Genomic DNA, 14,739 nt, shown 5'->3' on the forward strand with positions numbered 1-14,739 from the left:
GGAAAAGCCAATTACTTACAACATACAAAATCATACATCTGCCATTGATTTTTTTCGATATTTATGTATAATTATAGGGAAAGAAGTTGGATTTTCCACTTCTTTTATTGAATCTCGTAAACCCCTACATTTATTAAGGTAGGTATATTATTACTAGAAAAGAGGTTAAACGAAATGGCAGAAATCAATTTAAGCAAGTACGGAATTACCGGAACTACAGAAATCGTGTACAATCCTTCTTATGAGATGTTATTCGAAGAAGAGACCAAACCGGAACTTGAAGGATTTGAAAAAGGACAGGAAAGCGAACTTGGTGCAGTCAATGTAATGACAGGTGTTTATACCGGACGTTCTCCTAAAGACAAATTTATCGTAGTAGATGAGAATTCCAAAGACACTGTATGGTGGACAAGTGATGAATATAAGAATGATAACCACCCTGCAACCGAAGAAACATGGAACGCAGTTAAGGATATCGCAATCAAAGAACTTTCTGATAAGAGACTTTTTGTTGTAGATGCATTCTGCGGCGCTAACAAGGACACTCGCATGGCTATCCGTTTCATTATGGAAGTTGCATGGCAGGCTCATTTTGTTAAGAACATGTTCATCCGGCCTACAGAAGAAGAACTGAAAGATTTTGAGCCAGACTTCGTTGTATACAACGCTTCTAAGGCAAAAGTTGAAAATTATAAAGAATTAGGCCTGAATTCTGAGACCGCTGTTGTATTTAACATTACAAGCCGCGAGCAGGTTATCATTAATACATGGTACGGCGGAGAGATGAAGAAAGGTATGTTCTCTATGATGAACTACTATCTGCCGCTGAAGGGCATCGCTTCTATGCACTGCTCCGCAAACACAGATATGAACGGTGAGAACACAGCTATCTTCTTCGGTCTTTCCGGAACAGGTAAAACAACACTTTCCACAGATCCGAAACGTCTCCTCATCGGTGATGACGAACACGGCTGGGATGACAATGGCGTATTTAACTTTGAAGGCGGATGCTACGCTAAGGTTATCAACCTTGACAAAGAATCCGAGCCGGATATCTACAACGCAATCAGACGTGATGCACTTCTTGAGAACGTTACATTAGACGCAGAAGGAAAGATCGATTTCAACGATAAGAGCGTAACAGAAAATACTCGTGTATCTTATCCGATCAACCACATTGAAAATATCGTTCGTCCGGTTTCTTCCGCTCCTGCAGCCAAGAATGTAATCTTCCTGTCAGCAGATGCATTCGGTGTTCTTCCTCCGGTTTCTATTCTGACTCCAGAGCAGACACAGTACTACTTCCTGTCAGGATTCACAGCAAAACTTGCAGGTACAGAACGTGGAATCACAGAACCGACTCCAACCTTCTCAGCATGCTTCGGACAGGCATTCCTTGAACTGCATCCGACAAAATATGCAGAAGAACTTGTTAAGAAGATGGAAGTAAGCGGAGCAAAGGCATACCTGGTTAACACCGGATGGAACGGAACAGGTAAACGTATCTCTATCCGCGATACCCGTGGTATCATCGATGCAATCCTGAACGGAGATATCCTGAATGCTCCTACCAAGAAGATTCCGTACTTCAACTTCGAAGTACCGACAGAACTTCCGGGCGTAGACACAGGTATCCTTGATCCACGCGATACTTACGCTGATGCTGCTGAATGGGAAGCTAAAGCAAAAGATCTTGCTGAAAGATTTATTAAGAACTTCGCTAAATACGAAGGTAATGATGCAGGAAAAGCTCTTGTTCCGGCTGGTCCGCAGTTATAATTCATTCCAAATTCTACAAATGGGGCTGTCGCATGACAGCCCCATTTTTCTCACGATACGTTTCCTATTCCGCATCTACATTCTTTTCTTCTACTTTTTTAATATCCATATCTTTCGGCAAAATCAGGCTCAGGATAATAGAGACCACAAATACAACCGCCACAACATTTTCCGCAAAGACCGTCTGTACAACTTTCGGAAATACACTCCAGATTGCATTTTCACTTGCGGAAGTAAATCCTATGCCGATTGCCAGTGAAAGTGCCGCTATCGTGGTATTTCTCTGATCAAATCCGCATTTAGCGATCATCTGAACTCCCGAAACCATGATGGTTCCAAACATCATCAGTGTGCATCCTCCAAGAACCGAGTCCGGAAGAGATGCGAAGAAATTACCTACCGGCGGCAAAAGTCCTGCCAGGATCATGCAAACCGCCCCGGTCATGATCGTAAAACGGTTTACCACTTTTGTCATAGCAATCAGTCCTACATTCTGTGAAAAAGACGTTACCGGCGGACATCCAAAAAGCGCCGAAACGGAAGAGGCATATCCGTCACATGCCAGAGAACCGGAAATTTCCCTTCCTTCAATCTCACGATCCAAGCCTCCTGACACCATAGCAGATGTATCTCCTATCGTTTCCGCTGACGATACCAGGAAAATGATGCATACGGAAATAATTGCCCCCAGATGGAATTCCGGTTTGAACGGAAGCAATGTCGGAAGTGAAATAATTCCCCCGGACATGATAAGACTCAAATCAACTTTATGCAAGAAAATCGCCAGAATATATCCCACGGTAAGTCCTGCAAGCACTGACAACTGCTTTAAATAGCCTTTTGCAAATATATTCCACAGCAAACAGGTTACTAATGTCACAGTCCCCAATATCAGATTCTGTACGGATCCAAAATCATCTGCATAACCGCCGCCAAAAGATCTCGTCCCCACGGTAAACAGAGAATATCCTATAGCTGTTACCACAGTAGCCGACACAATCGGAGAAATGATCTTTCTCCAGTATTTCGCCAAAAGTCCCAATGTTCCTTCAAAAACACCACCAATCAGCACTGCTCCGATCACTGACGGGTATCCGTAGCCTGCCGCAACCGTACTGAGAACGGTCACAAATGTAAAACTGACTCCCATTACGATCGGAAGCCTGGAACCAATCCTCCACACCGGATAGAGCTGAATTAACGTTGCGATACCTGCCACAAACATGGCATTTTGCAAAAGCATCGCGATCTGCTCCTGGCTCAGTGCCGGTTGTGCCGCTCCCGCAATAATGGTAATCGGTGCAAGATTTGACACAAACATTGCCAAAATGTGCTGCAGTCCGAACGGAATCGCCTTGCTCACCGGAACCCTTCCATCCAGCTTATAAATATTGCTGATACTGCACTCCTTTGTACTCCCTCGCATCACATTTCCTCCTTATTTAAAATTATGGGTAACTGTTCAGAGCCAACCTCGAAAACACTCCGTATTTCCTCAGTGTGGCGTATCCGCCAAATAGATTTGTACAAAAAAGTGCTCACGAATGCAAGCATTCATAGCCCTTTTTTTGACAAATCTGCTTGGCCCTGAACAGTTACAAATTATGTATAAATATTACAGAAAAAAGCCCAGAAACATAAATTTCTGGGTTTTTCCTTAAAGGCGCCAACCAGATTTGAACTGGTGATAGAGGTGTTGCAGACCTTTGCCTTACCACTTGGCTATGGCGCCATATTCAATTGAGAGCTTACGCTCAATGACTCCGACGGGAATCGAACCCGTGTTACCGCCGTGAAAGGGCGATGTCTTAACCGCTTGACCACGGAGCCTTATTTATTTCTCATCAGCCGTTCACCCGCTGACAAAAGATATATTAACACAGCTTAAAAGTTTTTGCAAGTGTTTTTTTTATTTTTTTATTTTATTTTGTAGAAAGAAATCTGGTTATGAAGCAGAAAGTTTCACTGCCGGATTCCTTCTGCTCCATCTCTTGATTCTTGTTATTCAGCCTCGTCCACAGCCCAACGGTCAAGCTGTTTCATAAATTTAACATCTTCAGAAATCACACGAACCGGTTTTTTATAATCAATTGCCATCAACCCCAAAACAGACTTTCCATCAGCAATCTGGTTATCCATCGTATGTACACCGATATCCATTGGCGAAGAACACGCCAGGTGCATAAAATCTCTAAGATCATTAGATGTATTTAACATAATTTCCCTGATCATTTGACTACCTCCTTCTCACATTTCCATTATCCGAAGTGAGTATAGCATTTTTATATCCAAAATACAATATCCAATATCACATATTTTTTTGTGCTTTTTTGAATAATTTCTTCGTCTTATTTTACATATTTCCACATTTTCAGCGCTATACAAAGTTCTTCTTTCTCTTTCGCTGCTTCTTCAAAATCGGCGCCGCTCATTACAATATCAATTGCCTGACGCATGGCTCTTGCTCCTGCTGCTGCGCCTCCCGGATGGCCCTGCACTGCGCCGCCTGCCGCGAGCACAATATCTTTCCCCACTTCTCCAATATATTTCTCTACCATACCCGGATGCACGCCTCCGCCAATTGAAGGCATAGAAGGCTTAAGATGATAAAACGGAAGTACAAGCTGTGCTACTGTCTGCATATATTTCTGATGATTCAATGGATATCCTCCATATGGCGTGTTTACCATTACGATATCCGCCCCTGCAAGTCTGGCCAGTTTACCTGCTGCAAGCGGGGAAGACATTCCATTCAATACTCCTTCGTAGAACATTCCAGAACCTGCCGCATGGCCCAGAACCGGCAATTTCGTTGCCTCAGTTACCTCTTTCAGCACGCTGTAACCGACCGCCGCAAAATTGACCATAATGCCATCTGCTCCTGCCTCTTCAACACGGCGGATATTTTCCAGAATCTCTCCTGCACCACTGGTTACATTGACAAAATATTTCACTCTTTCTCCGGTCTCTTCATAAGCCGCCTCCGCCGCTTTCTTATATTCACGCACTCTTTCCTCGGGTTTGCTATAAGGAGGATTTCCCAGAAGCTCGTCATCTTTGATAAAATCTACTCCTCCCAATGCCGTTTCATAGAAAATCTTTGCTCCCTCTTTCGGGGTAAGCCCTGTACAGGGTTTGATCATATTCAGCAAAATAGGTCTTTCCTGAATGCCTGCAAATTTACGGATTCCTTCAATCCCATATGACGGCCCTTCAAATTCAGACGCATATTCTTCAGGAAATTCAATATCCAGCAGCTTTACCTGTGCTGAAGTTGACGCATCATTTCCCAGAAGGGACGTAATCATAAGCGGCAGATCTGTACTGAAATTAACAGCCGGATAGGCAATCTGGATGATATATTCTCTTTCATCCGTATCAATCTGTGTCACAAGATCCAATGACGGAACATCAAAAATATTGACTACTTTCCCCATATATTTTTCTCGAATCTCATCTGTAATACCCGGAATTGGGATCCAGGTTCCAATCGTCTGCCCAATCGCCAGCGTCGACGCTTTTTTGAAAACATCCGTCTCTTTCGGGAGTTTAATGTAATAAGTTGCAATCACATAATTCTGTTCGCGGATATTTTCTGCTAATGTGTATAATACCGAATCCATTTACGGCTCCTTTCCCAGTCGAAGTTTACCTCCGTCCAATTCTTCTTCCAATTTCCAAAGGACAAAAGATTTTGCTCTCTATGGAAATGAGTTGCATATAGAGCAAAAGAAAGAGCCCAGGTGCCGCTCAGACACTCAGGCTCTTCCGTCCTTATACTATAATTCTGCTTTACTACTATGCGTTTTCATGAAAATACACATCGGAATAATAAGGAATATTCTCCGCTCTGCTTTTCAAATTCTGTTGCAGCAAACGATAGATCAGTTCGCTGTCTCTTCTCTTCAATGCATCCAGATAGCTCTGATGCTCCGCGATCATCTTCTCCCTTGATTCCTCACTGTCCAGCAATTTCTGTCCGTAGATCAGTTTAAAGAAGGAAAGATTATCCCATAATGATTCAATCATAACACAAATACGATCCAGCTGACTTGCCTTGTATATAGAGAAATGATACAAACGATTCTGCTGGTACACTTCCACCGCATCAAGTTCTTTTCCACGTACAATACGCTTATATTCCTCCTGGATCTCACTTAAATGCCGAATCTCCTGATCCGTGATCTTCTCGCAGGCATATTTTGCAGCAATCGGTTCCAACGCTGTTCGTGCTATATAAATCTGCCTTACATCTTCCTTCGTAAGTGTCACCAGTCTTGTTCCTGCATACGGAATAGATTCTGCCAGGCCCTTCTTCTCCAGATTACTGAGTGCTTCGCGGATCGGCATCCTGCTTACTCCCAGCTGGGTTGCCAGTTCCTCCGTATTCAGCTTATCTCCCATCGAAAGCTTGCCACTCATGATCCATTCCATAAGCTTATCCAGAACCAGATCCGGCAGCTTACTGTGCTGAAGAGTATCTGTGTTCAAATCATTCATTGTTATACGCATATTAGTTCTCATTTAGCTTTCACCTATAGTCAGATTTACAAGCCAAGCTTTGATACGGCCGCCTTTAATATAGCCACTTGTGCGGTCTCTTCAATTAATTCTGCATTATGTTCCGCATTGATTGCGTCTTTTCCAACTGCTACGAGCCCGTGATCTACCAGTAAAAATGCCGGCAGGTCAGGATTCTCTTTATATATCTCTTCTACCATTGAGAAATATTCCGGCTTTACCATGGCCGCCGGTACATTCAGAGTAGGAATATCTGCACAAATTTTTAATTTAGAATGCCATGTAGTTCTGGGAAGTGGTTTTTCCGTAGATGCCCATGCAATCGAATACGGTGAATGTGTATGAACAACGGCATTCACCTCCGGGCATATCCGATACAGCAACCCATGTAATAAAGCTTCTCTTGTAGGTTTGCCCTCTCCTTCAACCAGATTTCCATCGAAATCGGTAATTACAAACTTATCTGGCGCACAATCCGCAAAAGAACCCCCGCTGGCCTTTACAATCATCAAGTCTTTCCCCGGAACTCTCGCACTTACATTTCCACCGCTGCCAGTCTGTATACCTCTAGTATAAGCTCTTTTTGCAGCTATGACAAGTTCCTCTGCTATTTTTTTTACATCTTCTGTCATATTTTCCAATCCTTTCCTGTGTGCTGTTTTGCCACGATTTGTTGCTATGTTCTGCATCTAATACTGTATTTCGTCTCCGATAACACCTCTTTCACGGAGTTCATCTATCATATAATGCGCTGCCTGGATTCCCCATTCTTTCGTATCGAGATTTCCCGGAACCGTAATAATCTCGATGTTCCCATTACCGTTTTCTCTCATGGCACGAAGAATCGTATCGTCTACTTCTTTATAATACAGTTCCTCGCCTTCTCTCGTATTGTGGCGCATCCCCTCCGTAGGAAGCAATAGCTTGACCGGATAATCGATTTTCTGCAAACGATCTGTCATCCTTTTTGCAACCTCTTCTGCTTCATCCGGGAGAATCTTGATATGTGCCATGGTCGCATTATGGAGCATATATACACGTTCCTCCATTCGGGGCGGGAATTCATTGACTGCAAAATCCACAAAATCCAGTCCTCCCGTACTCACAACCAGCGGGACTTTTTTCTCAACGCTCTTTACAAGTCTATATTTTGCATCCTCTCCATAGGAGAATCCTCCTCTTCCGATCTTATCTTTGAAATATTCGGAAGTGATCTCGTGAACAGTAAGATCTAGGATTCCATCGATCAGGCCATCTGCTGCCATCTGTTCCATAATGGCACCGCCAACACCCGTTGAATGGAAACCGATCACTTCTACTCCAAGTCGTTCCAGTTCATCAACCGCCGCGCAGGCTCCCGTATTTGTGATTCCCATCAGTGTTACTCCCACAACCGGCTTTTTCCCCTTTTGCAGAACCTTTCCCGCATGCTTCACCATACCGACACAACACGCACAGGCATTCGCCATAATCTGTTTTGTCACCATGTTCAACCCGGTAAAATCGCAGATTGACGGAATCACAACAATATCCTTGTCACCGACAACCAGATCAAACGTCTTTTTTCCGCATGCTACCGTCGTAGCCATAACCTTTGGAAAGCCAATCGGAAGCTTTTTCATTGCATTTGTTGCCATAACCGTATTCTGCAGACCACCGGCAGACAAAATTCCGTCAATTTTTCCTTCTTTATACAACTTTTCCACATAACAGGCTGCAGCTTCCATCATAAAACCGATCTTTTCTCCCTTTGTCCTCGGCTCCAGCTCTTCCCATGTTTTCCCGGCATTCTCTACGACCTCAGCTCTTGACACGTCATAATTACAGGACGGGCTTGGACCAGTAGCGACATCAATGACAAGTGCAGAAATCCCTTCAGCCTCAATCTGTTCTTTCATAAATTTAACTTCGCGATATTTGGTATCGCAGCTTCCGATGATCGCTATTGTTTTCATTTCTTTACTCCTTTACTCAACCCAAAAACCCCGCAGCCATACTGCGGGGTCTTCGCCCCTACGCTGACGCAGTCGGCGGCATTTCTCTTGATAGACTAATTTTCACTAAAATATTTTGTTTCTGCTTTCTTTGCAGCTTTCTTAGCATCTTTATCGATGATTGCAGATTTGTATTCTTCATATACAAAATCCGTGTCCTTAAGTCCGATTACCGGAATCTTATTGTCATGAGAATCCTCATATTTTTCTACTGCTGCTGAAAGGATTACATCATGTGCAAGCAGAAGATGTTTATGTGGATCTACTCCGGCTTCCTTACAGCGGCGAAGTGTGTCACGAATCGTTTTCCATGCAGCAACAATATCCACATAACGTCCCGGAGGGCAGATATCATAATGTAATTCATCCTGCATAGCCTGCGGAGCATCGATATTTCCCATAACGAATACAGAGTCTCCAACACAGTAGTATGGTCCGTCTTCTGTCTCAACCACAACTGTAATATGTCCCGGGCAATGTCCGAATGCTTCATATACGCTTACTCCAGGAGCAATCTCCACTTCACCTTTTACCGTTTCAAAACGCTCATATACTCCCGGCTGATCATACGGAGCAATAAACTGATCACCAACAGTAACATCGCCATCTTTTGCAATAATTGGTCTACAATATGATTTATAATGAAGCGGAATCGGATTATGTGCGTATTCCCATTCAATTTCATGGCAGATAAAACGTGCTTTTGTAAATTTCTCAAGATAGAATACATGATCCCAGTGAAGATGTGTAAAAATAACGATATCAACATCTGACGGTTTGTATCCTACCTGAGCCAAACGGGATTCAATATCATCGATTCCCGGTCTCTGCATAGACGGTCCGTGGTGATACTTATCAGCATGCTCATTCCATGACATACCTGTATCTACCAGTATAAGCTGTTCTCCTCCTTCAATCAAGAATGTGAAATCCGGAAGCTGATCCTGCTCATTATTGATTCCCATTTTTTCAACATATTTTTTACAAGAGAAATGATACCAGTACTCCAATGGTTTTGTTGGAATATAACCGGAATTAAGTGGTCTGATTGTTAATGCCATAATAATTCTCCTCACTTTCTTTTCGTTTATTATCTTAAAATTGCTGCCAATTTTAATTCATATTGATTTACATTTTATTTATGCTGCATTTCTTTCCTGTCTTCTCTTTGTGTAAGTATCAAACAATACCATAGCGATAATTACGATACCCACAACAAGCCCCTGTGCAAAGGATGGAATTCCTTTTAAATTCATTACATTTACGATGACGGTCAGGATCAGAGATCCGATTACAGTACCGATTACTCCTCCTTCTCCACCGAGCATGGACGTTCCACCAATTACAACTGCAGCAACTGTCTGAAGTCCATAACTGTCACCCATGGCCGCATCTGCCGCATTCAGTCGTGCTGTGATCAGCATACCTGCCATTCCGGCGCACATACTGCACATCATAAAAGCAGATACCATAATCTTCTTAACCGGGATTGCCGCATATTTTGCTGCCGTCGGATTTGAACCGTATGCATACACCTGTCGTCCATAGGTTGTTCTCTGTAAAAGAACATAGATGATAATTACCACGATCGCTGCAATGATGATCAAGTTCGGGATTGGTCCCGTATATCCAACACCGATCTGTGTAAATCCTTTTGGCAGATCATAGATAACAGCTCCCTGCATAACGATAACCGCAAGACCGCTCATTACCCAGTTCGTACCATATGTTGCAATAAAACTCGGCAGAATTCCTGCCAGAAGTCCATTGATGCAGCCGACGATCATTCCGATGCCGATTCCTGCAAGTGCCGCAAGCGGAATCGGAACCCCACTCTTAAGGAGCTGTGCGCAGATACAGCCGATAAAACCTGCCGTTGCCCCCACCGATAAATCCATGCCACCGGTAAGAAGTACGGCTGTCAGCCCTGAGCTAAGTACAAGAAGTACGCTTGCCTGTCGTAAAATCGTGATTATGTTGTCCAGCGATCTGAAATTCGGCGCAATAATTGCTGACAATATTATCAGGATGATAAGTCCGACCAGGCTGTAAAATACTTTTGAGCTTTTTATTTCTTCAAATATTTTCTTTGCATTCATGTCCTCATCCTCCTATTTCTCTGAACGAATACGGACAACCGCATCGATAATAATGGCTGCAAGTACAATGGATCCGATAATCGCATTCTGGTAAATGGATTGTACACCGACTACATTCAGACCATTCTTGATGATCTGGATCAAAAGCACACCAAATATGGTTCCTGTTACACCGCCTTTTCCTTCACGAAGAGAGGTTCCACCAAGAAGGGTCGCTGCAACAGCCTGGAATTCCCATCCGTTTGCCACAGTTGGCTGTCCGGACTCTACTCGACATAAAGTAATGATACCGGCAATACCTGCAATCATACCGGCAAATGCAAATGTTTTAATCTGACATTTTACCGGATTGATACCTGCCAGTACAAGTGCTTCTTTGTTGCCGCCAAGTCCGTGAATATTGGTTCCGAACTTCGTCTTTCTCAGCACAATCCATACCATAATAAATACCAGAACCGCTATCCATACCATAAGCGGAATAGCCAGAATTGTTGTCTCTGTTACAATTCGATAGGTAAAGCTGTCAAAATAAATAGAAGATCCTGCCGTCAGTAACAGTGAAATACTGTTAACAATATTCTGCATACCGTAAGTTGCAATGAATGGAGGGATATTTCCCTTCGCTACGATCAATCCATTGATTGCGCCAATCAGCATGGTGCAAAGCACGGAAATCACCATTGCTACTTCCAGTATAATTCCATGCTGTGCCAAGAACACCGTAAATACAGTAACAAAGCTGACCTGTGCTCCAAGGGACAGATCTGTTCCCTGTGTCAATACAATACAGGTCTGCGCAAAAGCCACAATCATAAGTGGTGTTGACTGAATCAGAACATTCCGGAAATTCGAGAATGAAAGATAATGCGGATCCATAAAGCTGAATACTACGATGATAACGACCAGCATATACGCTACCGGAGGGATTGATTTCATTCTTTGCTTTATACTAGTTTTCTGCATTCTCAACACCTCCTGCTCCCAGCATCATTCGTGCACCAATAGCTTCTGAGTTGAATTCCTCTTCTCCTCTCTTCACCTCGTCCACGATTTCCCCTTCATGCATGATGTAAATTCTGTCACTCATACCGATAACTTCCGGAAGTTCAGAAGATATCATAATAATCGCTTTTCCATCCGACGCCAATTTATCCATCAGCCCGTATATCTCCATTTTAGCTGCAACGTCAATTCCTCGTGTCGGTTCGTCAAAAATCAGAATATCCGGGTCAAAACTCAACCATTTCGCCAATACAACTTTCTGCTGATTACCACCGGAAAGATATTTACACGCTTTATTTACACTTGTCGTCGCAATGCGAAGCTGTTTTTTATAGTCAAGCGCAACTTCTCTTATTTTCTTATAGGAAATAAAGAAATTCGGGAATATCTTCTTGAGACTGACTGCGACCGTATTCAATGCAATGGATTCATCCAAAGCCAGTCCTTGTTTCTTTCGGTCCTCACTCACAAGACCGATACCGAGTTTTGTTGCCTGAATCGGAGATTTTGGTAAAACTTCATCGCCTTTGATATAAACTTTTCCTGATTTAATCGGGCGAATTCCGTAAAGGAGCTCTGCCGTCTCAGTACGTCCCGCTCCTACAAGTCCGGCTATACCGACAATTTCCCCTTTCTTAAGAGTCAGATTCACATTCTTTACTTTACCGTGATAGTCACAAAGATTTTCAGCTCTAAGCGCAATACCATCATGTTTATTCTCTGTACGGACATATACCTGGGAAACATCTCGTCCAACCATCATGTTAACCAGTTCTTCATTCGTACAATCATTTATGCCAACGGTTTTAATCTTCACTCCATCCCTAAGGATTGTAATCCTGTCTCCGATCAGCGGAAATTCCTGCATTCTGTGAGACACATAGATAATACCGATTCCTTCCGATTTTAATCTGTGAATCTGCGCAAAAAGTGAATCAACTTCTCGTTCTGAAAGTGTTGCTGTCGGTTCATCGAACACCATAACACGCGGTTTAAAAGACAGTGCTTTCGCAATCTCTACCATCTGCTGTTCAGCCACACTCAAATTCTTCACATAACTCTTAACATCAATATATTCACAATTTAAAGACTTAAGCAGTTCCCGGGCTTCATCCTCCATCCTCTTATGGTCAATCAGCCCCAGTTTCGTCTTGTATTCTCGATTTAGAAAAATATTCTGTGCCACACTGATATATGGAACCAGTGTAAATTCCTGATACACCGCAACAATTCCCTTTTCCAGTGCATCTTTTGTTCCATTAAATTTAACTTTTTCGCCTTCGAAGGTAATCTCGCCTTCCTCCGCCTTGTACGCGCCAAGTATTACTTTTGCCAAAGTACTTTTTCCCGCGCCGTTCTCTCCGACAAGAATATGTACCTCACCTTCCCTAAGATCAAAATCCACATTATCAAGTGCTTTCATTCCAGGGAATATTTTTGTAATATGGCTTGCTGTCAAAATCGTTTTGCTCATTTTTTCACCTCTTCGCTTCTCTTTTCCGAATCGTATTCCTTTTTATTCATCCCCGTGGAAATCCACGGGGATGAATGGGTGAAATCTCTAAACACAAATTCTTATTATACAATGAGAGTTCTTATTGAACTACCTTCCACCAAGCTACATTTTCTTTGTAATCTGCTACTGTATCTTTCGTAATAACCGGATCATTTGATGCTGTCGGGAATGGGATGAATTTGCCTTCTGGTTCTGTTCCATCATTCAAGTATTTTACTGCATATGCACATGCAATATATCCAGAACCATATGGATCGGTATTATATGTAGCAAACATTTCGCCTGACTCTACAGCATTTGTTGCATCAACACTTCCGTCGAAGCCTGCAACCAGTACATCTGTCATTCCTGCTGCCTTCAGTGCCTGAAGACCACCAAGTGCACTTTCATCATTACATCCAATAATACCCTGAACATCTGTATATTTCTGAAGCAGGTTCTCTGTTACAGACATACCTTCTGTTCTCTTGAAGTTAGCAGTCTGTGAAGCAACAATTTCGATATCCGGATACTCAGCAAGAGCTTCTTTGATACCTTCCAGACGTTCAATTGCATTCGCTGCTCCCGGAGGACCCTCAAGAATAATGATGTTACCTTTTCCACCTAGTTCTTCTGCCATTTTTTTTGCAATAGTATAACCGGTTTCTTTGTAATCAACACCTGTTCTTAAGAATGTATCCTCTGATGCCGGTGTTCCGATTGTAAGTACAAGAATTCCTGCTTCCTGTGCTTTTCTTACACCTGGCATAATTCCGTTAGAGTCTGCACAATGAACGATGATGACATCCATATCCTGCTGAATCATGTCTTCCATGATCTTTACCTGCTCTTCTACGCTGTCTGCAGTAGACGGTGCCTGAGTTACGGCCTCAAATCCCATATCTTCTCCGGCCTTCTTAACACCTTCAGACTGAGCAACCATGTAAGGATTGGTCGTATTCTTTGCAATATAACCAATTTTATACTCTTCTTTTGCCTTAACATCTGAAGTGATCTGAGCTCCGATTCCCTTTACCGGGAGTTTGTCTGCATCAACTACAGTAGCTGCCTCTCTTTCCCCTGATGAGGTGTTCTCTTTTGTCTCAGTTTTCTCAGCCGTTGTTCCTTCTCCGCCGCTCTCCTTAGTCGGTGTGCTGCAACCCGCAAAAAGCGTACATGCAAGCGTTGTTGCCAACAAAATTGATACTAACTTTTTCTTCAACATTTTCTTCCTCCTTTTCTTTTGTCCGATTCGTTTGGATATCGGATATTGGATACAATCTTGTTGTACTTAATATAGCACCTATGGTTTTGTATGTCAATATTAAATAGGTATTTTCTCTTTTTAGCTCATATTTTTATCTATTATTCACAAATCATTTCAGAATTTTCTGTAAATATTTTCAATTGTCACTTTTTTGACAAATAGACATTTTCCACAACCACACCTTATAGCTACTGTTATATTTTAAATCTGCATCTTTATTTTTCCTCTTAATCACGGCATTTTCTGCCATGTACAATTTTACCAATTGGATATTTTATCCAATCTACTTGTATTTATGAAATATTTACATCTTTCGTACTAGAATTTCTTGTTTTCCTTATTTCCTTGCGGTATAATGTTCTCTACATAAAGGCATATTGGTGCTTTATGTAATATCCCTAAAGGGAATAAATAAAAGGAGACTTTAACTATGAAATATGTATGCGATGTTTGTGGTTGGGAATACGACGAAGAACAGGGATATCCGGAAGGTGGAATCGAACCTGGAACCAAATGGGAAGATATTCCTGAAGATTTCGAATGCCCACTCTGCAATGTAGGAAAAGATCAGTTTTCAGAAGC

Annotated in this window: 13 protein-coding genes and 2 tRNA genes; 2 read left to right on the forward strand and 13 right to left on the reverse strand. The window is 42.5% G+C overall.

Going from position 1 to position 14,739, the window contains the following annotated elements; all coding sequences use genetic code 11:
• Positions 1 to 174: 174 nt before the first annotated feature.
• A complete protein-coding gene (gene pckA / locus ACTNB3_RS14215) occupies positions 175 to 1,779 on the forward strand; it encodes a phosphoenolpyruvate carboxykinase (ATP) (protein WP_427808318.1) in 1,605 nt (534 codons plus the stop codon).
• A gap of 64 nt (positions 1,780 to 1,843) precedes the next feature.
• Here the strand turns inward: pckA and ACTNB3_RS14220 are convergent, their stop codons facing one another.
• From ACTNB3_RS14220 to ACTNB3_RS14280, 13 genes are all read right to left on the reverse strand, one after another.
• Complete coding sequence (locus ACTNB3_RS14220; protein ID WP_441026430.1) at positions 1,844 to 3,205, reverse strand: uracil-xanthine permease family protein; 1,362 nt, start codon at positions 3,203 to 3,205, stop codon at positions 1,844 to 1,846.
• A gap of 235 nt (positions 3,206 to 3,440) precedes the next feature.
• A tRNA-Cys gene (locus tag ACTNB3_RS14225) sits at positions 3,441 to 3,511 on the reverse strand.
• A 26-nt stretch (positions 3,512 to 3,537) separates the two neighbouring features.
• A tRNA-Glu gene (locus tag ACTNB3_RS14230) sits at positions 3,538 to 3,609 on the reverse strand.
• 171 nt (positions 3,610 to 3,780) lie between these two features.
• Positions 3,781 to 4,011: an HPr family phosphocarrier protein gene (locus tag ACTNB3_RS14235; protein ID WP_427808314.1), complete on the reverse strand. Its 231-nt coding sequence runs from the start codon at positions 4,009 to 4,011 to the stop codon at positions 3,781 to 3,783.
• A 116-nt stretch (positions 4,012 to 4,127) separates the two neighbouring features.
• Positions 4,128 to 5,402: a RuBisCO large subunit C-terminal-like domain-containing protein gene (locus tag ACTNB3_RS14240; protein ID WP_441026432.1), complete on the reverse strand. Its 1,275-nt coding sequence runs from the start codon at positions 5,400 to 5,402 to the stop codon at positions 4,128 to 4,130.
• 175 nt (positions 5,403 to 5,577) lie between these two features.
• Positions 5,578 to 6,303 (reverse strand): GntR family transcriptional regulator, encoded by a 726-nt coding sequence (locus tag ACTNB3_RS14245; protein ID WP_427808308.1) that lies wholly within the window; start codon positions 6,301 to 6,303, stop codon positions 5,578 to 5,580.
• A 23-nt stretch (positions 6,304 to 6,326) separates the two neighbouring features.
• A complete protein-coding gene (locus tag ACTNB3_RS14250) occupies positions 6,327 to 6,932 on the reverse strand; it encodes a class II aldolase/adducin family protein (protein ID WP_427808361.1) in 606 nt (201 codons plus the stop codon).
• Between the two features lie 57 nt (positions 6,933 to 6,989).
• Positions 6,990 to 8,255: a Tm-1-like ATP-binding domain-containing protein gene (locus tag ACTNB3_RS14255; RefSeq protein ID WP_427820189.1), complete on the reverse strand. Its 1,266-nt coding sequence runs from the start codon at positions 8,253 to 8,255 to the stop codon at positions 6,990 to 6,992.
• Between the two features lie 95 nt (positions 8,256 to 8,350).
• Positions 8,351 to 9,355 carry an N-acyl homoserine lactonase family protein gene (locus ACTNB3_RS14260; RefSeq protein ID WP_427808304.1) on the reverse strand — a complete coding sequence of 335 codons (1,005 nt, stop codon included), beginning with the start codon at positions 9,353 to 9,355 and terminating at the stop codon, positions 8,351 to 8,353.
• Between the two features lie 78 nt (positions 9,356 to 9,433).
• Positions 9,434 to 10,393, reverse strand: a complete 960-nt coding sequence (locus ACTNB3_RS14265) for an ABC transporter permease (RefSeq protein WP_427808302.1) — start codon at positions 10,391 to 10,393, stop codon at positions 9,434 to 9,436.
• 12 nt (positions 10,394 to 10,405) lie between these two features.
• Positions 10,406 to 11,356, reverse strand: a complete 951-nt coding sequence (locus ACTNB3_RS14270; protein WP_427808300.1) for an ABC transporter permease — start codon at positions 11,354 to 11,356, stop codon at positions 10,406 to 10,408.
• Positions 11,343 to 12,869, reverse strand: coding sequence for a sugar ABC transporter ATP-binding protein (locus tag ACTNB3_RS14275; protein ID WP_427808298.1), 1,527 nt, complete (start codon positions 12,867 to 12,869; stop codon positions 11,343 to 11,345). Before ACTNB3_RS14275 ends, ACTNB3_RS14270 begins: the two co-directional genes overlap by 14 nt.
• A 121-nt stretch (positions 12,870 to 12,990) precedes the next feature.
• Complete coding sequence (locus tag ACTNB3_RS14280) at positions 12,991 to 14,115, reverse strand: sugar ABC transporter substrate-binding protein (protein ID WP_427820191.1); 1,125 nt, start codon at positions 14,113 to 14,115, stop codon at positions 12,991 to 12,993.
• A 472-nt stretch (positions 14,116 to 14,587) separates the two neighbouring features.
• On the opposite strand from ACTNB3_RS14280, the gene ACTNB3_RS14285 reads away from it, so the two are divergent.
• On the forward strand, positions 14,588 to 14,739 hold a 152-nt coding region (locus ACTNB3_RS14285), incomplete at its 3' end, for a rubredoxin (protein ID WP_427808296.1).

It is taken from the genome of Bariatricus sp. HCP28S3_D3 (assembly GCF_052065755.1).
Classification (GTDB): Bacteria; Bacillota; Clostridia; order Lachnospirales; family Lachnospiraceae; genus Allocoprococcus.